This window comes from Bacillus sp. RC242 (genome assembly GCF_044908245.1).
GTDB lineage: Bacteria > Bacillota > Bacilli > Bacillales > Bacillaceae_G > Bacillus_A > Bacillus_A mycoides.
This window is the reverse complement of record NZ_JBIYCZ010000002.1, coordinates 99,269-123,477: the sequence shown is the minus strand read 5'-3', so window position 1 is coordinate 123,477 and position 24,209 is coordinate 99,269. Positions and strand designations below refer to the sequence as shown.

Annotated in this window: 21 protein-coding genes, 4 pseudogenes and 1 riboswitch; of the genes and pseudogenes, 18 read left to right on the top strand and 7 right to left on the bottom strand. The window is 34.2% G+C overall.

Going from position 1 to position 24,209, the window contains the following annotated elements:
• Window positions 1–57: 57 nt before the first annotated feature.
• Window positions 58–159, top strand: a riboswitch (SAM riboswitch).
• An 88-nt stretch (window positions 160–247) separates the two neighbouring features.
• A complete protein-coding gene (locus tag ABH957_RS04370; protein WP_404490829.1) occupies window positions 248–1,453 on the top strand; it encodes a M20 family metallopeptidase in 1,206 nt (401 codons plus the stop codon).
• Between the two features lie 105 nt (window positions 1,454–1,558).
• Here ABH957_RS04370 and ABH957_RS04365 read toward each other — a convergent pair whose 3' ends face one another.
• Both ABH957_RS04365 and ABH957_RS04360 read right to left on the bottom strand, forming a co-directional pair.
• Complete coding sequence (locus ABH957_RS04365; RefSeq protein ID WP_328012272.1) at window positions 1,559–2,092, bottom strand: DUF2199 domain-containing protein; 534 nt, start codon at window positions 2,090–2,092, stop codon at window positions 1,559–1,561.
• 134 nt (window positions 2,093–2,226) lie between these two features.
• Window positions 2,227–2,667, bottom strand: a complete 441-nt coding sequence (locus ABH957_RS04360; protein ID WP_404449198.1) for an Lrp/AsnC family transcriptional regulator — start codon at window positions 2,665–2,667, stop codon at window positions 2,227–2,229.
• Window positions 2,668–2,833: 166 nt separating this feature from the next.
• Here ABH957_RS04360 and ABH957_RS04355 point away from each other — a divergent pair, with 166 nt between their 5' ends.
• The 6 genes from ABH957_RS04355 to mntA all read left to right on the top strand — a co-directional run bounded on the left by ABH957_RS04355 (window position 2,834) and on the right by mntA (window position 8,378).
• Window positions 2,834–3,598, top strand: coding sequence for an SDR family oxidoreductase (locus tag ABH957_RS04355; protein ID WP_404453173.1), 765 nt, complete (start codon window positions 2,834–2,836; stop codon window positions 3,596–3,598).
• Window positions 3,599–3,803: 205 nt separating this feature from the next.
• Window positions 3,804–4,787 carry a phosphotransferase enzyme family protein gene (locus ABH957_RS04350; RefSeq protein WP_404510678.1) on the top strand — a complete coding sequence of 328 codons (984 nt, stop codon included), beginning with the start codon at window positions 3,804–3,806 and terminating at the stop codon, window positions 4,785–4,787.
• A gap of 52 nt (window positions 4,788–4,839) precedes the next feature.
• The gene (locus ABH957_RS04345; RefSeq protein WP_404490830.1) at window positions 4,840–5,439 is read left to right on the top strand and encodes a DJ-1/PfpI family protein; all 600 of its coding nucleotides are present in this window, start codon (window positions 4,840–4,842) and stop codon (window positions 5,437–5,439) included.
• 373 nt (window positions 5,440–5,812) lie between these two features.
• A complete protein-coding gene (locus tag ABH957_RS04340) occupies window positions 5,813–6,562 on the top strand; it encodes a metal ABC transporter ATP-binding protein (RefSeq protein WP_002084653.1) in 750 nt (249 codons plus the stop codon).
• A complete protein-coding gene (locus tag ABH957_RS04335) occupies window positions 6,559–7,425 on the top strand; it encodes a metal ABC transporter permease (protein ID WP_002165479.1) in 867 nt (288 codons plus the stop codon). The genes ABH957_RS04340 and ABH957_RS04335 overlap by 4 nt, the downstream gene beginning before the upstream one ends.
• A gap of 17 nt (window positions 7,426–7,442) precedes the next feature.
• Entirely contained in the window at window positions 7,443–8,378 is a 936-nt protein-coding gene (mntA, locus tag ABH957_RS04330; protein WP_404453182.1) for a manganese ABC transporter substrate-binding protein/adhesin MntA, read from the top strand.
• A gap of 151 nt (window positions 8,379–8,529) precedes the next feature.
• On the opposite strand, the pseudogene ABH957_RS04325 reads toward mntA, so the two are convergent.
• A pseudogene (locus tag ABH957_RS04325) lies at window positions 8,530–9,216 on the bottom strand (IS4 family transposase); the annotation flags it as partial.
• A 212-nt stretch (window positions 9,217–9,428) separates the two neighbouring features.
• Between ABH957_RS04325 and ABH957_RS04320 the strand changes: the two are divergent.
• The 8 genes and pseudogenes from ABH957_RS04320 to ABH957_RS04285 all read left to right on the top strand — a co-directional run bounded on the left by ABH957_RS04320 (window position 9,429) and on the right by ABH957_RS04285 (window position 17,283).
• The gene (locus tag ABH957_RS04320; protein WP_404510820.1) at window positions 9,429–10,001 is read left to right on the top strand and encodes a histidine phosphatase family protein; all 573 of its coding nucleotides are present in this window, start codon (window positions 9,429–9,431) and stop codon (window positions 9,999–10,001) included.
• Window positions 10,002–10,186: 185 nt separating this feature from the next.
• On the top strand, window positions 10,187–10,570 hold the full coding sequence (locus tag ABH957_RS04315; protein WP_404453184.1) for a hypothetical protein: 384 nt from the start codon (window positions 10,187–10,189) through the stop codon (window positions 10,568–10,570).
• Window positions 10,571–10,962: 392 nt separating this feature from the next.
• Entirely contained in the window at window positions 10,963–11,874 is a 912-nt protein-coding gene (gene menA, locus ABH957_RS04310) for a 1,4-dihydroxy-2-naphthoate polyprenyltransferase (RefSeq protein WP_404453187.1), read from the top strand.
• A 287-nt stretch (window positions 11,875–12,161) separates the two neighbouring features.
• Window positions 12,162–12,488, top strand: a complete 327-nt coding sequence (locus ABH957_RS04305; protein ID WP_404453189.1) for a hypothetical protein — start codon at window positions 12,162–12,164, stop codon at window positions 12,486–12,488.
• 316 nt (window positions 12,489–12,804) lie between these two features.
• Window positions 12,805–13,491 (top strand): response regulator transcription factor, encoded by a 687-nt coding sequence (locus ABH957_RS04300; protein ID WP_404453192.1) that lies wholly within the window; start codon window positions 12,805–12,807, stop codon window positions 13,489–13,491.
• Window positions 13,488–15,271 (top strand): annotated as a pseudogene (locus ABH957_RS04295) (sensor histidine kinase). Before ABH957_RS04300 ends, ABH957_RS04295 begins: the two are co-directional and overlap by 4 nt.
• 183 nt (window positions 15,272–15,454) lie before the next feature.
• Entirely contained in the window at window positions 15,455–16,297 is an 843-nt protein-coding gene (locus ABH957_RS04290; RefSeq protein ID WP_002013627.1) for a polysaccharide deacetylase family protein, read from the top strand.
• Window positions 16,298–16,572: 275 nt separating this feature from the next.
• On the top strand, window positions 16,573–17,283 hold the full coding sequence (locus ABH957_RS04285) for an alpha/beta hydrolase (RefSeq protein WP_404510676.1): 711 nt from the start codon (window positions 16,573–16,575) through the stop codon (window positions 17,281–17,283).
• A 126-nt stretch (window positions 17,284–17,409) separates the two neighbouring features.
• On the opposite strand, the gene ABH957_RS04280 is transcribed toward ABH957_RS04285, so the two are convergent.
• A complete protein-coding gene (locus ABH957_RS04280; RefSeq protein ID WP_404449179.1) occupies window positions 17,410–17,784 on the bottom strand; it encodes a YxeA family protein in 375 nt (124 codons plus the stop codon).
• Between the two features lie 178 nt (window positions 17,785–17,962).
• Between ABH957_RS04280 and ABH957_RS04275 the strand changes: the two are divergent.
• Window positions 17,963–18,441 (top strand): annotated as a pseudogene (locus ABH957_RS04275) (Y-family DNA polymerase); the annotation flags it as partial.
• 160 nt (window positions 18,442–18,601) lie between these two features.
• Here the strand turns inward: ABH957_RS04275 and ABH957_RS04270 are convergent.
• The 3 genes and pseudogenes from ABH957_RS04270 to ABH957_RS04260 form a co-directional block, all read right to left on the bottom strand.
• Entirely contained in the window at window positions 18,602–19,399 is a 798-nt protein-coding gene (locus ABH957_RS04270) for a sulfotransferase family 2 domain-containing protein (RefSeq protein ID WP_113935831.1), read from the bottom strand.
• Window positions 19,400–19,440: 41 nt separating this feature from the next.
• A complete protein-coding gene (locus tag ABH957_RS04265) occupies window positions 19,441–20,214 on the bottom strand; it encodes a sulfite exporter TauE/SafE family protein (protein ID WP_375371240.1) in 774 nt (257 codons plus the stop codon).
• An 88-nt stretch (window positions 20,215–20,302) separates the two neighbouring features.
• A pseudogene (locus ABH957_RS04260) lies at window positions 20,303–20,817 on the bottom strand (hypothetical protein).
• 293 nt (window positions 20,818–21,110) lie between these two features.
• Here ABH957_RS04260 and ABH957_RS04255 point away from each other — a divergent pair.
• Window positions 21,111–21,419, top strand: a complete 309-nt coding sequence (locus ABH957_RS04255; protein WP_404490831.1) for a YolD-like family protein — start codon at window positions 21,111–21,113, stop codon at window positions 21,417–21,419.
• A 130-nt stretch (window positions 21,420–21,549) separates the two neighbouring features.
• Window positions 21,550–24,156: a phosphoenolpyruvate synthase gene (gene ppsA / locus ABH957_RS04250; RefSeq protein ID WP_404453203.1), complete on the top strand. Its 2,607-nt coding sequence runs from the start codon at window positions 21,550–21,552 to the stop codon at window positions 24,154–24,156.
• Window positions 24,157–24,209: the final 53 nt, after the last annotated feature.

Below are 24,209 nucleotides of genomic sequence, written 5' to 3'. Positions count from 1 at the left end.
TGACTTTTAATCAGAATGAACTTAGAATGAATGTAATTTAATATAATTTTATGAAAATTCTTATCACGAGAGGTTGAGGGACTGGCCCTATGACACCTCGGCAGCGGATTCTTTATGAATACTGTGCCAATTCCAGCAAGGTAACTTGAAAGATAAGAAAGAAGCTCATTTTGACTGTATATACAGAAGCCTCTTTCTATCTTTTAGAAAGAGGCTTTTTTACGTGAAAATAAAAGGAGGAAGAAAAATGGGAGCGACAGGAGTAACGTCACAAAGAAAAACAATTGAAGAGAGTATAGAAAGAAATAAGGAAAAGTACATAGAAACAAGTCATAATATTCATGCGAATCCGGAGATTGGTAACCAAGAATTTTACGCATCAAGAACGTTAAGTTTGTTGTTAGGAAGCGCAGGATTTCAGTTGCAGCACAATATAGCTGGTCATGAAACAGGGTTTATCGCGCGAAAAAGTTCCGGGAAACAAGGACCAGTTATCGCATTTTTAGCTGAGTATGACGCTTTACCAGGACTCGGTCATGCGTGTGGTCACAATTTAATCGGAACAATTAGCGTTGCAGCAGCGATCGCGTTATCAGAAACGCTTGAGGAAATCGGCGGAGAAGTTGTCGTGTTCGGAACACCAGCAGAAGAAGGCGGGCCAAATGGTAGCGCAAAATCGAGTTATGTGAAAGCTGGCTTATTTAAAAACATTGATGCGGCGCTTATGATTCATCCGAGCGGAAAAACAGCTCCAACGAGTCCATCACTAGCGGTCGATCCACTTGATTTTCATTTTTACGGAAAAACAGCTCATGCAGCAGCCTCACCAGAAGAAGGAATTAACGCATTAGATGCGATTATCCAGCTGTATAACAGTATTAATGCACTTCGCCAACAACTCCCATCAGATGTGAAAATTCATGGAATCATTACAGAAGGTGGCAAAGCACCTAACATTATTCCGGATTATGCTGCGGCACGCTTCTTCATCCGTGCTGCAACGAGAAAAAGATGTGCGGAAGTAACAGAAAAAGTAAGAAATATTGCACAAGGGGCAGCGTTAGCAACAGGTACGAAAGTAAAAATTCATCAATTCCAAAATGAAATCGATGAACTACTCGTAACAAAAACATTTAATGACGTCGTAGCCGAAGAGTTAGAACTACTAGGTGAAGATGTAAACCGTAAAGAAAGAGTAGGAATTGGCTCAACAGATGCAGGAAACGTAAGCCAAGTCGTACCGACAATTCATCCGTACATTAAAATCGGTCCAGACGATTTAATTGCGCATACGAATGAATTTAGAGAAGCAGCTCGTTCAGAACTCGGGGACAAAGCATTAATTACATCGGCAAAAGCACTAGCGAATACAGCGTATCGATTAATTACGGAAGAAGGGTTGTTAGAGAAGGTAAAGGAGGAGTTTAGGGAGGAGCAGAGGAATCAGGGGTAGGTGGTTAAAATACAGTTGAGATTTCTCTTTTCGAAGAGAAATCTGATTAATAAGTGAAAATGCAATAAAAAAGAACATTGATTTTTCAATGTTCTTTTTTATTTACTAATCATTTATTTCTTCGTTATTTTGATAACAAATTTCTTCAGCAATTTCTTGGATGCGATCTAGTTTAATACCATCTTTTTGTTCAATAGATAATGGATGGTCTGTTAGTTCGAGTTCAATATAAGGTTTGTAACCGATTTCTCTAGTATGAACCATTGTTTTTAAACTTACTGTATCTGGATAACAAGGAAGTTGGGTAGATAACCAACCAAACATTGGCTCTAATTCGTTTTCTCTTCCTTTCGTTTCCCAGTAATCAAGCGTCTTTTGGAAGTTTGTTTCACTTAAAGATACCCATACATCCCATATAAAAGGTCCCTCTCCATCTAAAACTGGAATTTCAATACAACCTTTCATAAAGAAATATTCATCATCAATTACACATAGATCTTCATCCATTTCAACTCGACTCTCTAGCTCTTCTTCAGGGATATAGTAAAAATAATCGGGAGCCTCATTCCCATAACATATAGGGAGTTCATCGTGAAATACTCCGCAAAATTTACAAACATAGCCTATTTTTTCGTTCATTAATTTTCTCCTAACCATCTATATCAATTGTGTTTGATCATTTGATTTTAAATAGATTATATCATTTATTTTGTTGATTTCTCTCACAAAGAAGCAACTTTTAATGTTAGCGGAGGATAATACGTACCCTCTTATCAGAACGACAATTTTTCTTCAAATTCACTCTTTAAAACAATTAAAGGAGACGATAATCCAAATTGCATTAAAGAGTCTAAAAATGCAGCGAGAGAATCCATCGAATCGCTCATGACTTTCATCATATAATTAAATTCCCCGCTAATTCGATATAAATCTGTTACTTCAGGAGCGGCATTACAAAATTGGATAAAATCAGAGCATTGACTCGTTTTGAACATAATGAATGCTTGAATGTCTTTATTAATTTTGGAAGGCTCAAACTTCGTTCGGTAAGCGGCTATAACCCCTTGATCTTCAAGCTTGTTAATGCGTTCTTTTACAGCGGGCTGCGTCATGGATATAATACGTCCTATTTCTGAAACAGAAATTCTCGCATTTTCATGCAACAAGTTCATAATTTTATGGTCAATTTCATCTAGTTTTACTGCGTTTTGCATTGGATAGCCCTCCTTTTTATTTTCTAAAGTAAATCGTAAATTATAACTATAATATCATAAGTGAAGGAACTAAATTACCTATAAATCTATATTTAAAATTATTAGTATTTGCATAAAAATATAAGTATAGGATTTATTAAACGAAAATGTAGGAAGGGTGGAAAAAATGAAGAATCTTGATGGGAAAGTAGCGTTAGTAACAGGAGCGAGTCGGGGCATTGGTCGTGCGATTGCGATGAGATTGGCGAAAGATGGTGCATTAGTTGCAGTTCACTACGGCCGAAATAAAGCAGCTGCAGATGAAACAGTTAGAGAAATTGAATCTAATGGAGGAAAAGCGTTCTTAATTGAATCTGAACTCAATTCAATTGATGGTGTCAAAAGACTAGTAGAGAAATTAAAGGAAGAACTGCAAGAGACAGTTTGTACATCAGAGATTGATATTTTAGTAAATAATGCAGGCATAGGTATACAAGGAACGATTGAAAATACGACAGAAGAAATTTTTGATGAAATTATGGCCGTAAATATTAAGGCGCCGTTCTTCTTAATTCAGCAAACATTACCGTTATTACGAGCGGAGGGGCGAGTTATTAACATTTCATCAGCTGAAGTAAGACTTGGTTTTGCAGGGTCCATTGCATACGGCTTAAGTAAAGGTGCATTAAATACGATGACACTTCCTCTAGCTAAACATCTTGGAGAAAGAGGTATAACAGTGAATACAATTATGCCTGGATATACGAAGACAGATATAAATGCGAAATTGCTAGATAATCCGGAAATACGAAATTTTGCTACGAATTCATCTGTTTTTGGACGAATAGGACAAGTTGAAGATATTGCAGATGCAGTAGCGTTCCTTGCTTCTTCGGATAGTCGCTGGGTAACAGGGCAGATTTTAGATGTTTCTGGTGGGTTTTGTTTATAGGCGGAATCACTCTATAATTATTAATTTGAGATTATTTAAAAGCTATAGAGACTCCACCTTTCGAAAATATTTTAACTATTGAGTTGTAAAAAGAACCGTAGTTTTTCATTTTGGGAAAGGCTATGGCCTTTTTTAATGGTGGCATGGATATGATGAGAGGAAGTTGAGTTGTATTGAAAATTTTTTCACATGAAAGGAAAAAAGGATGAAATACATAATAAAAGATGTATTAATAAATTATTTTAAAGAAATTCACTCACTAGCAGTGGAAGAAGAGTTACATAAAAATAGCTGGAATACAGATTTACACTATAAAATTATGGTGAATGGAAAGCGATATTCCGCACGGTTTATCAATAGCAAGCGAACGATCAATCCGGCTTTTGGGGCGTTATCAAACGAACAATTGATAGAGCAAGTACGTTTTACGTATTATTTACGCGAGCAAGGGATCCTTTTTATGCAAATTAATAAAAATAGGTCAGGGGAGTCATTTACATTAGTCGCATGGAATGATGAACAATACCGATTTATATTGTCTAATTGGATTGAAGGAGAACATATTACACTTTGTACAGAAGCTATCGCAGAAGCATTTGGAAAGGAAGCAAGAAAGGTTCATGATATTTCTAGTGCATTTCAAAGCGCGATTTTTCAGAAGAAATCTCATTTGGATGGGTATGTTGAGTTTATTAATATGTTAGAAAGCAAGACAAGCGCATGTAAGGAATTGCGGGAGTATATAGATTTTGCTAAATATCATATAGACTGCGCATATACGAGTGAATTAGAGTTTATTGTACAAACAGACTTAAATCCTTTGAATGTTTTATGGGACTCAAGTCAACAGGTAAAGGGAATTGTAGATTTTGAATCTATTAGTTATGTTGACCGTATTGAAGGATTAGCCTTTTTAATAAAATGGTACTCTCGAACGAAAGGAATACAGTCGCATAAAGTATGTCCGGAAGTTGCTAGAGCATTTTTAGAAGGGTATAAAGCTAATAACATTTTAACTTCAAATGATTATAAAAGACTTTCTTCGTTGCTATGGTTATCCGGTAGTTTAAATTGGAACTTCGTTAAAAAGACGATGAGTCTATTAGGTGACGGGAGAGAATTAGAGGGACATTTGAAAGTTTATAGAGTAAGGGGAGAAAGGTTGTCTTCATTGTTAATTTGTAGATAACATTTCTTCTCTTTTGGGATTTATAAAACAAAGCATATGAGGTGTTCTAAAAATGAAAATACAAATTGTATTGTTTGACGGCTTCGGAGAACTTGTCTCCTTTGCACCTTTTGAGGTATTGAAAAGAGCGATAGAAGAAGGTGCTCCGTTTACGGTTGAGTTAGTTTCTAGTGAACAAAAACAAGAAGTTACTACCTCGTTTGGAGTTACGGTGAAACTACATGATTTTTTACGAATGGATAATCGCCCAGATTTGTTAATTGTACCTGGTGGTGGCTGGAATCATAAAGCTGAGCACGGGGCACGAAAGGAAGCTGAACTTGGTACTTTAACTAAAATAATTAGAGAGATGCACAATGAAGGAACGATTGTTGCGGGAGTTTGTACTGGAGGTATGTTACTAGCTGCATCCGGTATATTGAATGATAAAAAGGCAACAATGCATCGTTTGGCGCAGAGTGAAATGAGTGAATATGGAGGAGAGCTTCTTCCTTACAGAATTGTGGATCAAGGAAATGTTATTACTGCAAGAGGAGTTACTTCAGGAGTTGACTTAGGACTTTGGATTACGGAAAGGTTCGCAAGTCCTAAAATTGCAGCTGCTGTTGAATATAGAATGGAATACGAGCGGCGGGGTGTTGTTTGGAAGTGATTTGACTTTAATCATAGTTTTTTGCTGTAAAGCGTATTGGATATTCTCAAAGAGAAAGAGCCAACTCATACGAGTAGGCTCTTTCGTTTATATACTATAGTGCTAATTTTTCACAGTAATATCCTTTCCAAAAGAGCATAGAATGGATCATGTATTTTGTTTCATAGTGATAATGATTTTTATTGTATATTCATAAATTAGTAAAAAGTAGTTTGCAAATTTACATTAGGCTTATATAATTTGACTCATATAAAAAAGTTTCCTCAGGGAAACTTAGGTATGAATGTAAATTCATATTATATTTTTTGTCCGAAAGTTGCCTTTGTGCAAAATAATTATATTAAAGAAAAAAAGAAGGGGGAATACACAAAAAATGAGTGAGGCTATAATCGTCAAAGATTTGTTTGTATCCTATCAAGGGAATCAAGTAGTTCAAAACGTTTCTTTTGAAATTGAAAAAGGAAAACTCGTTGGAATTATCGGTCCAAACGGTGCGGGGAAATCTACTTTAATGAAAGCTGTTTTAGATTTAATCCCAAGTGATAAGGGATATGTTCGGATTCTTGGAGAGGATATTCGAAGCGCTAGAAAACATGTTGCATATGTACCGCAAAGAAGTGATATAGATTGGGATTTCCCGATCACAGTAATAGATGTCGTACTAATTGGAACGTATCCATCTTTAGGGATGATGAAAAGGCCGAAGAAAGAGCATCGGGATTGGGCGTTTGAATGTTTAAAAAAGGTCGGAATGGAAGAGTTTAAAAATCGTCAAATTGGTGAGCTTTCAGGTGGACAACAACAACGTGTCTTTTTGGCGAGAGCGCTAGCACAAAAGGCAGAGATATTTTTCTTAGATGAACCATTTGTTGGAATTGATGTAACAAGTGAAGAGACAATTATTAAAATTCTTAGAGAATTACGTATAGAAGGGAAAACGATTGTTGTTGTACATCACGATTTAAGTAAAGCAGAGTCCTATTTTGATAAATTACTATTACTGAATAAAAGCTTAATTCATTACGGGGAAGTACGACAAGTATTAGAACCAACTGTTATGTCAAAAGCATATGTGAATCAAGGAATATTGTTTAATAATGCAGCGGAGGTACATTCATCATGAAGATTGTAGAATTTATAGATGCATTAACGCAGTACAGTTTTCTGCAGAAGGCGCTTTTAACTTCCGTTATGGTAGGAGTGATTTGTGGGGTAATAGGATGTTTTATTATTTTACGAGGTATGGCATTAATGGGTGATGCGATCTCACATGCCGTTCTTCCTGGAGTAGCACTTTCTTATATGATCGGTATGAACTATTTCATAGGGGCGGTTTTAACAGGTGTTATTACTGCAGTTGGAATTGGATTTGTAAGTCAAAATAGTAGAATTAAACATGATATGGCGATAGGGATTATGTTCACATCTGTTTTCGCTATAGGGATTATTTTAATTACCTTTATGAAGAGTAGTTCTGATTTGTATCATATTTTATTCGGGAATGTCCTATCAGTTCGTTCTTCTGATATGTGGATGACACTTATTATCGGAGTGGTTATTATCGGGCTTGTGATGCTGTTTTACAAAGAATTACTCGTATCCACTTTTGATCCAACGATGGCGCAAAGTTACGGATTACCGAACAAATGGATTCATTATGGCTTAATGATTCTACTTACAATGGTTACAGTAGCATCACTTCAAACTGTAGGAATTATTCTAGTTGTCGCTATGCTTATTACACCAGCGGCTACAGCGTATTTATTAACAAATCGTTTATGGGTCATGATTTATTTAGCCGCAGGTATTGGTGCACTTTCATCTGTAGTAGGGCTATATTTTAGTTTCTCTTATAATCTTGCCTCAGGTGCAACAATTGTTCTTGTCGCAACATTCTTGTTCGCATTGGCATTCTTTTTTTCACCGTCACAAGGTTTGTTTTGGAGAGCTATCAAAATTAGAAAAAATAGAGCAGAGTTGTCATAATTGATTGGAGGATAAAGATGAAATTCAAAAATGTTTTATTATCGATACTTTGTATTTTCGTATTTGCATTAACAGCGTGTTCGAGTAACACCAATGGAAAAGAAGAGGGCAATGGAAAATTAAAAGTTGTAACTACATACTCCATTATATATGATATGGTGAAGCAAATTGGTGGAGATAAAGTTGAGATTCATAGTCTTGTTCCGATTGGAGCTAACCCGCATGAATATGATCCATTACCAAAAGATGTTATGAAAATGACAGATGCAGATATGGTGTTTTACAATGGATTAAACCTAGAAGAGGGCGGAGCATGGTTTAAAAAACTATTGAAAACTGCAAACAAATCAGAAAAAGATGCACCGGTTTATAAAGTAAGTGAAGGTGTAGAGGCTATTTATTTAGAAACTAAGGGATTAGAAAAAGAACCAGATCCACATGCATGGATGAATATTAAAAATGGTATTTTATATGCTGAAAATGTGAAAAAGGCATTAATTAAAGAAGACCCTAAAAATAAAGAGTTCTATACTAAAAATGCCGACAAGTATGTAGCAGAACTCCAAAAGTTACACGATGAGACAGTGAATAGAATTCATCAAATTCCTGAGGGAAAACGTTTCTTAATCTCTAGTGAAGGTGCTTTTAAATACTTTGGAAAAGCGTATGACATTAAGACGGGATACATTTGGGAAATTAACTCAGAGAACCAAGGTACGCCAGATCAAATTAGAGATGTTGTAAGTGTAATTCAAACAAACAAAGTTCCAGCTTTATTTGTAGAAACAAGTGTAGATCGACGTAGCATGGAAACTGTTTCAAAAGAAACAAACGTGCCGATTGCAGGGACAATTTTTACAGACTCACTAGGTAAAACAGGCGAGGATGGAGATACGTATTTGAAAATGATGAAATGGAATACAGATACAATTATTAATGGGTTACAAAAGTAAAATCTATCTGTTTATCAAGGTAGAGTAACTATTGAAGATTTTTAAAATAAGAGAAAAAAGGCCAACTCCTAGGAGTTGGCCCTTTCGTTTATGTATTATGTTTTAATTTTCTATGTTTAATAATTAGGATGTATCCAATGTAAATCGGATGTAATTGTACAAAATTATTTAGTTTAAGTCGCGATATATAATACACGCCTCGTTGGTCCATTTGATCTAAATCGTCCAGTGAATAATAGCCTAAATCCCGAATACATAAATCGCCAGGTCGTAATGTTGCTAAACATTCTGTTCCAAAGGTCTTATCAGTGTTCTTACCCGGTTCAACTTGAAAATTTAAAACCTGTCCACTATGTAAATCATATTCTAATTGAATCTTTATACCTGCTGTTTGTGCACAACCACCCGATCCAGGATACACACTAGCTAAATGTTTTGGCACTTGAAAAATCGTCGCATCTAAAATATGAATCTGTTGAAAATAGGTAATTGAAGAGCTTGGAATCACTGATGTTTCACAAATTTTATTTTTAAATAATATAGAGAAGATATGTTTTAAAAAGCAAACAGCCTTCTTATTGAAGCGTTTATTTAGTCCTTCTGGACTCATAAGAGTTCCTGTAACAGCATGAAGTTGACTACACAGTCGAACTAAGGAATCATTCGCTACACGTTGACTAATCCATACACAAATAATAGCTAAATCACGTCCTGAAAATTTACGCTTTCGTTGTACAAAAGCGAGTTCTCTAGCGAGTTTTTCTAAAAATGATGGGGTAAGATGTTGATGTAATTCTTCAGCAAATAATTGTAGCTCGCTTCGAATCGAAAGATTCATAAAAATCTCATCCTTTCTAATAATCAAGCTTGTTTAGAAAGAATAACGTTTTTTTATACCTGAGGATAGTGAAAACTTCGCGTCTTTCTTACAAATATCGTGAATTCATTTTAAATTCGCACAGTTTTCTGTTAATTAAAGGAGACAAACTTGGATATATATGCTAACATCAGGGAGGAATTGTAAAGGGAACTGGAAAAATGGAGGTAATTATGAAAACTTTCATATATATGGTGAGACACGGGGATTCACCGAAATTTGGAAAAGAAGAGACAAGAGGATTAACTGAAAAAGGAAAATTAGATGTTCAACGAATAACAGATGCATTAAAAGGTGAGGGAATCGACGTTGTTATCTCAAGTCCATACAATCGCTCAATTCTAACTGTTCAGCAGTTAGCGAAGCAAATAGGACAAGAAGTTATAGTATTTGAGGACTTAAAAGAGAGAATTTTTATTGCTGAAGAGGAACGAATGTCGGATAAAGAATTATTCCCTTTGATAGAAAAGTCATTCTTAGACCCCGACTTTGCTTTAATGGGAGGAGAGTCGAATGTCGACTGTCAGAAACGTGCTATAAAAGTTTTAAAAGAATTATTAAACACCTATCGAGGACAGAAAGTAGTATTAGGCACTCATGGAGCTGTAATGACTTTGATGATGGGATATTATGACAGTAAGTATGATTTGAATTTTTTACTACAGACATCAAAACCAGATATATATAGAATGGAATTCAATGGGCAGGAATTGGTGGAAGTTAAAAGATTGTGGGAAATTTCATAGATTGACTTTATTCATCCATAGCTTACCTAAATGACGTGTATTATAAGAAAAAGGGTTACTGCGGTAACCCTTTTTCTTATGGCACTGACGGGGATTGAGTTCAACAATATAAAAATTCGGTTTCTTAGCGTACAAAATTCACGTTTTGTTCTTGCTATCCCGAGGTGAAATGGGAGGGAATGTTTTTGGGCAGGATATTTTTAAAGTTATTTTTTAAATCAATCCTATTTGTTTTCTTATGCGGTATGGTTGTTTTTTCTATATTTCAGATTATTTTTGTCTGGAGTGTTTCGACAGGATTAGGGAGAGATGATATAGTCGGATTTTCTGATAATAAGTATGTAATTGGTCGTCCACCTGTTAGCTATAATTTATATAAAAAAGATAGTGGAGAAACTATATTAGATAATGTTATTGGTTATAAAAAAGGAAAAACTAAAAGCTATATTCGGAATGAAATTGAATTTGTAGTAATAAATGAGACAAAAGGTAGCTATGAATTGTATAAAATAGAAAAGGCTTCAGAAAAGGATATAGAACGGCTGAAAGAAATGAAGAAATTAGAATAAAAGAGACCATCTGAAAGGTAAAAATGTACACTTGTTATTGTTAAATCTAAAAAATGGTTTAGACTGATAAATGGGTTTTATTTTATGAAAAGAATTATTATTAAAATAAAGCATTAGGGGTTCAGTCCCATGCCCTCAAGCTAATATTTTGAAGTGTCCTCAAAACGAAAATTTTCTTCGTTTTGGGGAACTACCAATTTCTTAAGTTGACGGACATGCGGCTGTACCCCATATTAGAAAAACGATATTTTGATGCAAAGTTATGGTGCAAGCAAGAGCATTACAGTTCTATCATCAATTCTTTTTTTGATATAATAGATATGAAGCAGAAAATAGATAGAAAGATACTGCTAGTCATTTATACTTAAAATGTAGGGAGATTGAATAGAGTTATGGGGAATGAAAAAGAAATTAGTTCCGCTAAATTAATATGGAAGATGACGCGCCCGCATACATTAACGGCGACGTTTTCTCCTGTAATTTTAGGAACAGTGTCATCACTTTATGTTGCAGACATTCATTGGCTTTTATTTATTGCGATGATGGTTGCATGTTTAGCATTGCAAATAGCAACGAATTTATTTAATGAGTACTATGATTTCAAACGTGGATTAGATACAGCTGATTCTGTTGGCATCGGTGGTGGAATTGTCCGTCATGGATTGAAACCAAAAAATGTTTTAACAGTTGCGCTTTTATTGTATGTGGTAGCAGCATTTATTGGAATTTATATTTGTATGAATAGCAGCTGGTGGTTAGTCGTCATTGGTTTAATTGGGATGGCGGTTGGCTATTTATATACAGGTGGTCCATTACCAATTGCGTACACTCCGTTTGGAGAATTAGTTTCTGGATTGTTAATGGGGACATGTTTTGTACTCATTGCTTTCTTTATTCAAACGAATACTATAACGATTGAAAGTATACTGATTTCCATTCCAATTGGAATTTTAGTAGGTGCAATTAACATGTCGAATAACATCCGAGATATCGAAGAAGATATTAAAGGTGGAAGAAAGACGTTGGTAATCCTCCTTGGGAGAGAAAAAGCAGTGGTAACACTAGCTGTAGCCTTTTTCATTGCTTATTTATGGATTGCCGTAATTGTATTGATGGGTTATATAAGCCCTTGGGCATTAGTTATGTTCCTAGGTTTGAGAAAGCCAATCTCTGCTATTCAAAGTTTCCAAAAAGGAGCAAAGGATCCCGGATATATGCGCATCGCAATGAAATCAACAGCGATGACAAATACGATTTTCGGCTTCTTATTATCGGCAGGCTTATTAATTAGTTACTTGTTTTAAATGAAAACTATTGTTAAATAACTTAACCCCAATTTCTCAATTTTAATATAGAGAGATTGGGGTTTTTATTTTTGTAGTTCTTTAATAATGATCAAACTCTTTTATAACTCTACATTATGTAATAGATTAGTTGAGATAAAGATCAGGATAGTTAGAGGAATGATTTTTATATTTGTCTAAGTTATAGAGGTTTTCAATAAAAAAATAACAAAATACAATATTTTTTTATTGAAAAACAATAAATAACATGTTAATCTTTAAAAAAAGATAGACAAGGATGAAGAAGAATGAAAAAAATATTTTTAATTGGACTTTCTACCATAACTTTAATTATTGTTGGTTTTGTCTCTTACATTACATTAACAACGAAAGATCCATTAAGTGACAAAGAATTTCCAAAAACTCAAGAAAAAGCAAAGGCAACTGCTATTGAATATTTTCAAAAAGAAAAACAGTTAGATGTTGTTATAACTAAAGTTGGAGTAGTGGGAGAAATAGGATATAAAGTTTGGATCGCAGGACATGAGCTGAATAATGAACAACAAAAAATTGATGCAATTATAGATGTTGCAAAAGACGATAAATATAAAGTAATAAGTTCTAATATCAATTAAATATCAATTATTACGTATAATTGATATTATTCATCATAGAATTCTACCTTTAATATGAAAAAACGCTATCCTGTTTGTAGAAATATACAGAAAGGATGGCGTTTTTGTATGGATCTTTCGATTCAAGATGAGTTTCATTATTTGCTGAAGAATTACAGTTATCTCTGCATTTTATCTTTATATTAGCATGCTATTATCTTGATATAACTATGTTGCATTTAGTAGTGACAGAAATAGTGAAAGATTTCTAATTGGTTAAAATATAAAATGAACTATTTCTTCATAAAAATAAAATTAATCGTGGGGAAGATGAAATATGCAAAGAACAATTTTAATTGTAGAAGATGAAGATATTTTACGTGAAATAATGAAGGATTACCTACTAAACGAAGGATATAACGTCTTAGAGGCGATTGATGGGAAAGAAGCATTATCTATATTTGAAGAACATGAGGTACATTTAATTATTTTAGACATTATGTTACCGGAATTAGATGGTTGGGCGGTCTGCCGGCGAATTCGTAAGAAATCTAATGTACCTATTATTATGCTAACGGCTCGGGTGGATGAAGATGATACTTTACTGGGATTTGAAATGGGAGCGGATGACTATGTTACAAAACCATATAGTCCTTCTATTTTATTGGCAAGGGCAAAACGATTAATTGAAAGCCGATATTTTTCCACTATTAATGTATCTACTGCAGACACATTAACTAGTAGTGGTATCCATGTACATTTCCCTTCTCGTACAGTAACTGTAGATGGGGAAGACATAAGTATGACACATACAGAATTTGAAATATTAACGTATTTCATGCAAAATCAAGGGATTGTAATTTCGAGAGAACAACTAATCACTAAAATTTGGGGTTATGAATTCGCTGGGGATGATCGTACTGTTAATAGTCATATCCGTAACTTGCGTCATAAATTAGGGCAAAAAGCGACTTGTATTGTAACCGTTGTGCGAGCTGGTTATAAATTTGAGGGACAGGTATGAAAAAAGGAATTGTATTAAAGTTATTTATATTAACAACGGCATTATGTACACTTATTTTAGTGACTATTTTTATTGGACAAACCATATTTTTCAAGCAATATTATTCGAATCGAAAAGTTAATGATATTAAAACGAATATTCAATTCTTTGAAAAGGCATATATAAAAGCTGGAGATGACGCGAAAAGGATTCAAGAGTTGGAACAAAATTTCTATCAAGATAATGCGACATGGATTACAACGTTAGATAGTGTAGGGAATATAAAATATGCAAGTGATTTTTCTTTAGAAATTCAGTTAGATCCTAACGGAAATAACACCTTTTCTGAACGTTTAATTCAGATACCGTTGTATAGTTTTGTTAATTTAGAAGATATACAAAGGATAAAAGATAGTTTAGAACAGGGGAATCATATTATTATCGATGGAGTGCAGGAAGGTGATGCAGTAGTCCCTGCGATGTTAACAATAAAAGAGAAGAATGTTGGTTTGGAGAACAAGCAGTTGTCAGAGAAGTTATATGGCCCAAAAGCCGTATCTTCAAAAGAAAGTTCACAAGTATATTTAGCAGGGAGCATTAAGAATGTACAGTTACCGGAGGGTACTGTAGGAACTAACTCTATTTATGGAAATCGTGTGTTAATAGATAGAATAAAACAATTTCAGGTTGATTTAATATTAAATCAACAACCAAATAATATTACTTCTACAGAAATAGTGGATTATGAAGAAAATGATATTAAATATAAACTATTAATCAAACCAACAATAGATGCAGATGGTAAGGTGAATTATATATTTGCTATGACATCATTACAGCCAGTTGATGAAGCTGTGCAAATGATAAAGGATTATTATGTATATTTAATTATCTTTGTTTTGATTTTAATCGTTTTGATATCGTTCTATTATTCAAATAAAATCGCCAAACCACTATTACAAATAAATGATACTACAAAAAAATCGCTGGTTTAGATTTCTCAGAGACGATACCTATTACTACAAAGGATGAAATAGGTGCTTTATCACAAAATATTAATACACTTTCTAAGGCTATGCATTCGTATATTAATCAATTGCAGCAAGATATAGAGAAAGAAAAGCAATTAGAAAATACACGTAAAGAATTTATCGCGGGTGTTTCACATGAGTTAAAAACACCTTTAAGTATTATGAAGAGCTGTATTTCAATTTTGGAGGATGGTGTTGCTAGTAATAAAAAGGATTATTACTTTAAAGCAATGTCAAAAGAAGTAGATAAAATGGATATGCTTATTATTGATATGCTGGAGTTAGCAAAATTCGAGTCTGGTACGTATAAGATGGAAATGGATGTTTTCCATATTGATGAGATGATTGATTATATATGTGAGCAATTAACCTCGGATATAACAGCTAAGCAATTACATGTCCATAAACAACTTTCTAAAACTGAGGTAGTTGCAAATCCACATCGAATAGAGCAGGTGGTGACTAACTTTATTACGAATGCGATTCGTTACACACCAGAACAGGAGAATATTATTATTTCTACAATAGAAGAGAATGAACGTGTAAAAGTATGTGTAGAAAATAAAGGAGCACATATTGAACTAGAACATTTAGAGAAAATATGGGATCGTTTTTATCGAGGAGATACGTCTCGTCAACGCTCCAAAGGTGGAACAGGATTGGGCCTTGCTATTTCAAAAAATATATTAGAGCTGCATGGCGCGGAATATGGTGTTTTGAATACAGAAGATGGAGTATTATTTTTCTTTTATTTAAATAAAAACGTGTAGAATTTTCGTTCTACACGTTTTTATCATTTTTAAACAAAATCGACATTATCTGCATTTTATCTTTATCCGTCTCTATTAATCTATTTATTGTAGATACCGGTTGAAACTAATGATTCAGTCGAGTAAAGGCTCAGCCTTATAAATAATGAATATGAAAATTAATAGGGAAAGGATCGAAAAATAATGAAAGAATCACAAAGTAAGAAAAAAACAAGTCGATTAACTAAGGTAATAATATCTCTAGGAGTTGTTTTAGCAACGACCTTTTTCACGTTCTTTTTAATTGGAAAATGGCACTCTATCCCAGCGAAGGGAGTAGCTAATGAAAGTATGAAACAAGTTAATACGCAACAACAAGAAAAGAAAAAGGAAACATCACCAGCAAAACAAAAAAGACCTGATGGAAAACCGGTAGGAAAAGTTGTCTATTTAACATTTGATGACGGTCCTAGCGAATTGACTGGAAAATTTTTAGATGTACTAAAAGAGCAAAATGTTGCTTCGACATTTTTTATGCAAGGTAGTAATTTACAAAATACAGGTTTTCAGGAAAATGTAAAACGAGCAGTAAAAGAAGGACATTATATTGGTGCACATAGTATGACACATAATAGTGATAAGTTATACAAAAAGGGACAATTTGTACCAGAGATGAAAGAAACGTTAGATCTTATCCATAATATTACGGGGACAACTCCTAAACTAGTCCGTCCGCCATATGGATCTGCACCAGGATTAAAGGGCGAGGAAATTCGTAATCAAATTGTAGAAGCAGCAATAAAAGTTTGGGATTGGACAATAGACTCAAATGATTGGAAATTAAAAGATAATCCAACTCAGATTATCGAAAATGTAAAAAAACAGACAACAGAAGAAGTAGAAGTTGTTTTAATGCATGAAAAAGCACAAACATTACAAGCTCTTCCTGAAATTATTAAATTTTATAAAGAGCAAGGGTATGAATTTGGGGTATATAATGATGAGGATCATTTTCGTCTAAACTTCCAAAAAGATCAACGTCTATAGTATAAACATAGTTATTTTAAAAGGTGTTTTTATTACTAAATCAATAATTAAGCCAAAAGTCGATTTCCTATACGATAAAGAAATCGGCTTTTTCTTTATGGAATTTTACTTTGTGTATGAAGCCTGTGTTTTAGGATGAATATATTGAACTCATTTTAAAACGGCATTTGAGGGCTCGTATTATTTTTTCTAAATTTATTAGTTAAGATTATTCGACAATTATATAAATAATCATTTAAAGTATAAAATATACACATCTTAGGGAGGGCATATATGTGAAGAAGTGGATGAAAATTGTTCTTTACTCTTTACTAGGTATTTTACTTATAGGAAGTATTACGTTTTTGACTTGGTCTCAGTTTACTTATAAACCAACGAAAGAGGGTTTGTCGTTAGTAGATGATAAAAAAGATGAAGGTAATATAGTATTTGGAGAGAAAGATGCTAAAATAGGGGTTATTTTTTATCAAGGAGCTAAAGTAGAAGCTGAGGCTTATAGTTACTTAGGAAAAGCTCTTGCAAAAGAGGGGCATGTTGTAGTAATGCCTAAGTTACCATTAAATTTAGCGATATTTGGAATCAATGTGGTAGACAGTGTAATGGAACAGTATCCTGAAGTTCAAAAATGGTATGTTGCGGGGCATTCAATGGGGGGAGCTATGATTTCTAAGTATGCTTTTCAACATGAAGACAAGGTAGACGGGATCATTTTCTTAGGTTCTTATCCTGCAGATGATTTCTCTACAAAATCGATTCCAATGTTATCAATTTATGGGGAAGTAGATGCTTTAGCAACAGTAGAAAAAATAGAGAACAGTAAAAAGTTAATGTCAAATAATACAACTATGCACATGATAAAAGGGGGAAACCATGCTAATTTTGGCATGTATGGTGAGCAAAAAGGTGATAATGCTAGCTTAATTACGTCAAAAGCACAACGAGATGAAACGGCTAAAATAATTGAACAATGGTTATTAAAACAATGATAACTAATTTAATAAATTTACCGAAATAATGCTCCTTCCTCAAAGGAGAGGTAATCAAGAGCCAGCTCATACGAGTAGGCTCTTTTATTTATCCCGCTATTTGCCAGGCAGTAAGACTCCCACTGATTAAAGTTTCACTTTATCTTCTATCTCCAATTGCACCCTTATTTTCTCCGGAATGTCCTTTTCAGAAATAACGTCGTAAGAATAGACATACTTTCCTTTTACATGAATTTTTAAGTAAGTTTTTCTTATGAAATCATTAGGAGTATTAGTTCCTACTGTATATTTGTTCTCATTCCTTGCTTCATCAACACCTTTTAGGGAGTACATAGCTCTTCCTTTATGATGATAATCTGGAACGCCATATCCCTTCGCAATGGCGTATACATTTTTTTCTTCAGCAATCGGATTAAATCTGTCCAAATCCCCGCGTAATATGAAAGGTAGTAAGTATATAGGAAGGCTTATTCCTATTATGCAAAGTAAAAATTTCTTCATGATTGTTTCTCCTCTTATGTATTTACATTTTTCAGTATAGAAAAAACTTCTTATGAATATAGAGGGAAACTCCTTAAGTTTTTCTTAAATATGTTTTTAAAGTCTGGCTATTTTAACCAGAATTTTCATGGAAATATCTTTGATAAGAACCAACGTTCTTTGTTTGGGAGTGATAACCTTGGATAATCATTCTCTTTTACCAAATCGGATTATTTTATGTGTAGATCTTCGTAGCTTTTATGCGAGCGTATCATGTATTAAAAAAGGACTTGATCCACGTTATACAAAATTGGCTGTCGTAGGAGATGTGAATCGGAGTGGATCAATCGTATTGGCAGCAACACCGCCATTAAAAGCGTTAGGAATTAAGAAGATGGCTCGTTTGTATGAAATACCGAAGCGGCAAGATATTATTATTGTGAATCCAATTATGCATACGTATGTGAAATGTTCAAATTAAATAATGGGCTTAGCTTTACAGTATGTTGCGCCGGAAGATTTTCATCAATATAGTATCGATGAATTTTTCATGGATATGACTGCGAGTATTCATTTGTTTGCGAATTCGCATTAAAGTTCAAGCGAGGAATATATGAACGTACACGGATCGAAAGTACGATTGGTATTGGGCCAAACTTAGTATTGAGTAAAGTAGCTTTTAAAACATAAGAACAAGCTATTAGAAAGTGAAAATGAGCACTTAAAAACACAACTAAAAAAAGAATTAGGAGAAGTGTATGGAAATTTATAAATATGTGATGTTGTCGTATCAGTTTTAAGATAAAACACTTAATAGAGCCAGTGGCTTTGAACACTTTTATTTTGAGAGAAAAGAATTTAAATCATAATGATACATATTAAAATCTTTTGCAAATATTTCTTGAACCAATTGAGTTGTTTCTGCATCATAAAAACTATCATAAGTAGGTAATCGTGGGAAAAGAGGGGTTGTGATATCACCGTCTGCATAAACTCCTTTGTAAATCATCTTACTCTCTTGATAATGCCAAGCTTTTGATAACAGATCTAATGGTGATTTTTTTAATTTATATACTTCTTCTAGTTTCGAAATTCCTGTGTTGAAATTTTCTAGATAAATATAGTTCGTAACGAATTCCTCTTCTCCTTGTATATATTGTTGTGTAAAGTGAGGATCTACTTGATCTAATTTGGTCATGTGTGCTTTTAAATAATACAAAAATAGTTTAAAGGAAATGGGTTTATTGCAGGTTTCATCACCATACAGAAATTGTCGAATGGGTTTCCATGCGGGATTCTCAAAATTTGGTGGCGGAATCAGAGCAACAAAAGAACTTACTGCTCTTCTATAAGGATTTCTTACTAGTTTGTAAGTATTCTTCTCTTTAGTTTGTAATCCACTAGCTAATTGTGCTAAATGATGTGTAGAGTTTTTATATACTTCATACTCATAGTTGTGAATGAACGGGTTGTATTTTATCGCTTCTTTAAATAAATTAATTTGATAAAAAAACCAGTGGGCTAGCGAAGTACAACCGCTTTTTTGGCTCCAAAATAAGATTAGGGGAAAATCTTTATGGAAATGAGGGACACGCCCTTGCTTGTATATAAAATTATATAGTTCTGTATGAGCCATTTTGAACCTCCATTCTTATATAGCAAAAGCATAAATTTTTTTTAATAAGCGATAACTAACTTTAGTCCACTAACACCAATAATGATAGCTAGAAATATTTGAAGGGGTTTAACGGGAATCTTAGTGGAGAATTTACTACCAAGTATGACACCTGGGATAGAACCAATGAGTAAATGAATTAACAAGAGATAATCTACGTTGCCTAAATTCATATTTAGTATGCTTGCAACCGTCACTAATAAAAAAGCATGTGTAATATCTGTGCCTACTAACTCGGATGGTCTCAGTTGATATAAATATATCATTGCAATAGCGAATAAAGAGCCTGACCCCACAGAAGTAAGTCCAACGATAAAACCGAGTATTGCACCAATAAGAATTGTTAGGCTCTTTTTTTGTACCATAGTCTGTCTTTGAAAATAATTTTGTGTAGATTCATTATAGAAAAATGCCTTTATTAAAATAGAAATTGCCGCAAGGATTAGAACATATCCTAATATATACTTTATAATTCCTTCTCGACTATAGTGAAAGATCGGTAAGAAATGAATCGTTACTACTGCGATAATTGCACTAGGTATACTCCCAATAGCTAGATATTTTACTAGTCTAAAATTGATGGTCTTCTGTTTCCAGTGTTGGGATATTCCAAACATTTTAGTAATAGAGTTATATACTAGATCAGTTCCAACAGCTACAGAAGGACTTATACCTAATGTTAGAAGAAATGGAGTCAGTAATGCGGCCCCACCTATCCCTGTTACTCCAACCAATCCCCCTATGATGAAACCCATCATTATAATAGAAATACTCATTATATTCCCCTTCCATACCGCTGGCTTTTAATAGTGGTTTTCGTTTTTAAAGAGACTCTATGCATAGTGGGGGTTATAGGTATATTAGTTAAAAATTAATTTCATTCTTTTTATATCCATATGCTTCAAAATCGTCATTATATATTTCTGAAACAAGCTTTAGAGCTTCTTCATCATAAAAACTTCGATAGGTTGATAATGAAGGGGATTTTGGATTTGTAATATCTCTATTTGCATAGTTTCCTTTATAAATCATTTGATGTGCCCTATGATGAGTGGAGTTTGTAAGGAGTGATATATCAGAAGAAAGTAATCCATATTCTTTCTCCAGCTCCGGAATTATTGTATTAAAATTCTCTAGTTTTATATTTTGTTTGATGACCTTTTCTTCCCCCACAATATATTGTTGTTTTCAGATTCATAGTAATGAATGAATGGTGCATATTTCATTGCTTCTTTATATAACCCAATTTGGAAGAAAAACCAATTCGTCAGGGAAGTTCAACCGCTTCTGTGACTCCAAAATAAAATTATAGGGAAATCCTTATGATAGTGCGGAATCCGTTCACCATACTCAATCAATTCTTTAACAGTGTCCTTCATTATTTATGATATTTCATACGGGCATTTATAACGAACGCTTAAATATAATGGTAACTACTCATACCATTGTATTTAAACATTACTGTAAAGGTACTCATTTGCATATAAAATCCCAGTGTATTAAAAATAACTTATATATGTACCTGAATTTTCTAAGCATATCGAAACGTAATAATTACTTATCAAATTTTAAAATATAGAAATCTGTTATAAGGAGAATTATGTATGAAGATATGTGTACAAAGATAGAGGGATTAATATAGCTACAATAATTTGAAAAATGTCTTGATAATATGGTGAAGTGGCAACCGTTTGCCAGTATGCCAGAACAGTTCGCAGTTATTAAAGAAATTATAAGTGAACAAATGAAAGTCCCACGTCCAATCGTAACGCAAGATGAAAAGGGAATGATTGGAAATGAGCTGCTATGTTCATTTTTAGGTGAAGAAGAGGTTTTACTTACATATTATAAGGATTGCTATCTATATAAAAATTACATAACAGTAGCTGATATAAATCCATTAAATAAGAAGATTACTTGTACCGATGCTTTTCATAATCAAAGGATGTTTAAGTTTGTTGATGTAATTGAAGTGAATTAGAGGGGGAGAAATAAAAAATCATCTCTTCCTAACTTAATTATATCACGTAAATCACGTTCGAAATAGACTGTTTATTCTTATTTACTACTGCTACAATCAAGAACACACGCATAGTAAGGAGAGATGTTACATGAGTTCTTTCGTTCTCGATTTTCAGGAAATAGAAAAAACGCAGCTTTCGCTCGTTGGCGGAAAAGGATTGAATTTAGGGGCATTATCAAACATTCAAGGTATACAAGTGCCAGAAGGTTTTTGTGTTACAACGGTAGGGTATGAAAAGGCCATCGAACAAAATGAAGCGTTTCAAGATTTGTTGAGTCAATTAGCAATGTTAAAAATTGAAGACCGGGCTCAAATTGGTGGAATTAGTAAGAAGATTAGAGAAGTCATTATGGCAGTAGAAATCCCTTCTGATGTAGTGGAAGCGGTAGCTCATTATCTCTCACGTTTTGGAAATGAACATGCGTATGCCGTGCGTTCTAGTGCTACTGCTGAAGATTTACCATATGCCTCGTTTGCTGGTCAACAAGATACGTATTTAAATATAATCGGAAAAGAAGCGATTTTGCAGCATGTAAGAAAGTGCTGGGCGTCTTTATTTACAGAGCGAGCAGTCATTTACCGGATGCAAAATGGTTTTGAACATAATCAAGTTTCTATATGTGTTGTCGTTCAAAGAATGGTTTTCCCGCAGGCTTCAGGCATTTTATTTACTGCTGATCCAATTACTTCTAACCGAAAGGTGCTATCAATTGATGCCAGTTTTGGGCTTGGTGAGGCTTTAGTCTCTGGCTTAGTATGTGCTGATAATTATAAAGTAAAAGAAGGCGAAATCACCGGAAAGATGATTGCAACTAAAAAATTAGCTATCTATGCTTTAAAAGAGGGCGGAACAGAGACAGGGCAGATTGAGCCGGCTCAGCAAAAGATTCAAACACTTACGGAACAACAAATAATACAACTAGCACGCATCGGAAGGCAGATTGAAGCTTATTTTGGTTGTCCGCAAGATATTGAATGGTGTTTAGTGGATGATGCATTTTATATTGTCCAAAGCAGGCCGATTACGACTTTGTATCCAATTCCAGAAGCAAATGATCAGGGAAATCATGTGTATATATCGGTTGGTCATCAGCAAATGATGACCGATGCGATGAAACCACTAGGATTATCTTTTTTCCTGTTAACGACTAGTGCTCCTATGCGTAAAGCGGGAGGCAGGCTATTTGTTGATGCTACACAAAGATTAGCTTCACCTGCTAGCAGAGATTTCTTAATAAACACTTTAGGAAAATCTGATCCGCTCATACGAGATGCATTAACAACTGTAGTCGAGCGAGATGATTTTATTAAATTGTTACCAGATGATGAAAAAGAAAAGAGTGTTGGTAAAAGTGGACCACCTGCAAGCTCACAACCACAAATCGAAAACGATCCGGCAATCGTTACGAATTTAATAAAGACTAGTCAAGCATCACTTGAAGAGTTAAAACGAAATATGCAAACAAAATCAGGGGTGGATGTATTTGATTTTATTTTGAAAGACATCCAGCAATTAAGAACAGTATTATTCAACCCACAAAGTATAGCCGTCATTATGGCAGGTATGGATGCTTCAACATGGATCAATGAAAAGATGGAGCAATGGCTAGGTGAAAAAAATGCAGCAGACACGCTTTCTCAATCCGTACAAAATAATATTACGTCAGAAATGGGTTTAGCATTACTGGACGTTGCAGATGCGATTAGGCCATATCCAAAAGTCATTGCGTATTTACAGCATGTAGAAGATGATGGCTTTTTAGATGAGCTAGTTAAGTTTGAAGGCGGGGATAAAGCACGAGATGCAATCTATGCTTTTCTAAATAAATACGGAATGAGATGTAGCGGAGAAATTGACATTACGAAAACGCGCTGGAGTGAAAAGCCAACTACAATTATCCCGATGATTTTAAATAATATAAGAGACTTTGAAGCGGGGGCGAGTAAGCGGAAGTTTGAAGAAGGACTGCAAGAAGCTTTGAAAAAAGAAGAAGAGTTATTAAATCGATTACAGCACTTGCCGGATGGTAAACAAAAAGTAGAAGAGACGAAGCGAATGATTCGTAACATCCGGAATTTTATCGGTTATCGTGAATATCCAAAATACGGTATGATTAATCGCTATTTCATATATAAGCAGGCAATATTGAAAGAAGCCGAGCAACTCGTGCAAAATAAAGTTATTGATGAAGTAGAAGATATATACTATCTAACTTTTGAAGAACTTCACGAAGTTGTCCTTACGAATAAACTAGATTACGAGCTTATTCATAAACAAAAAAATGATTACAAATTATATGAAAAACTAACGCCTCCACGTGTAATGACGTCTGATGGAGAAATCATTACTGGGAAGTACAAACGAGAAAATCTCCCGGCTGAAGCAATCGTAGGTCTGCCTGTTTCTTCAGGAGTGATTGAGGGGAGAGCACGCGTTATTTTAAATATGGAAGATGCGAATTTAGAAGATGGAGATATATTAGTTACTGCCTTTACTGATCCTGGCTGGACACCATTGTTTGTGTCTATAAAAGGGTTAGTCACTGAAGTTGGCGGACTGATGACACACGGAGCAGTTATTGCACGTGAATATGGATTACCAGCAGTCGTCGGGGTAGAGAATGCTACGAAACGAATAAAAGACGGACAGCGAATTCGGGTACATGGAACAGAAGGGTATATTGAAGTGTTGTAATGAAATAAAAGATCATCCGCTATTATAGTGGATGATCTTTTATTATATAGCGG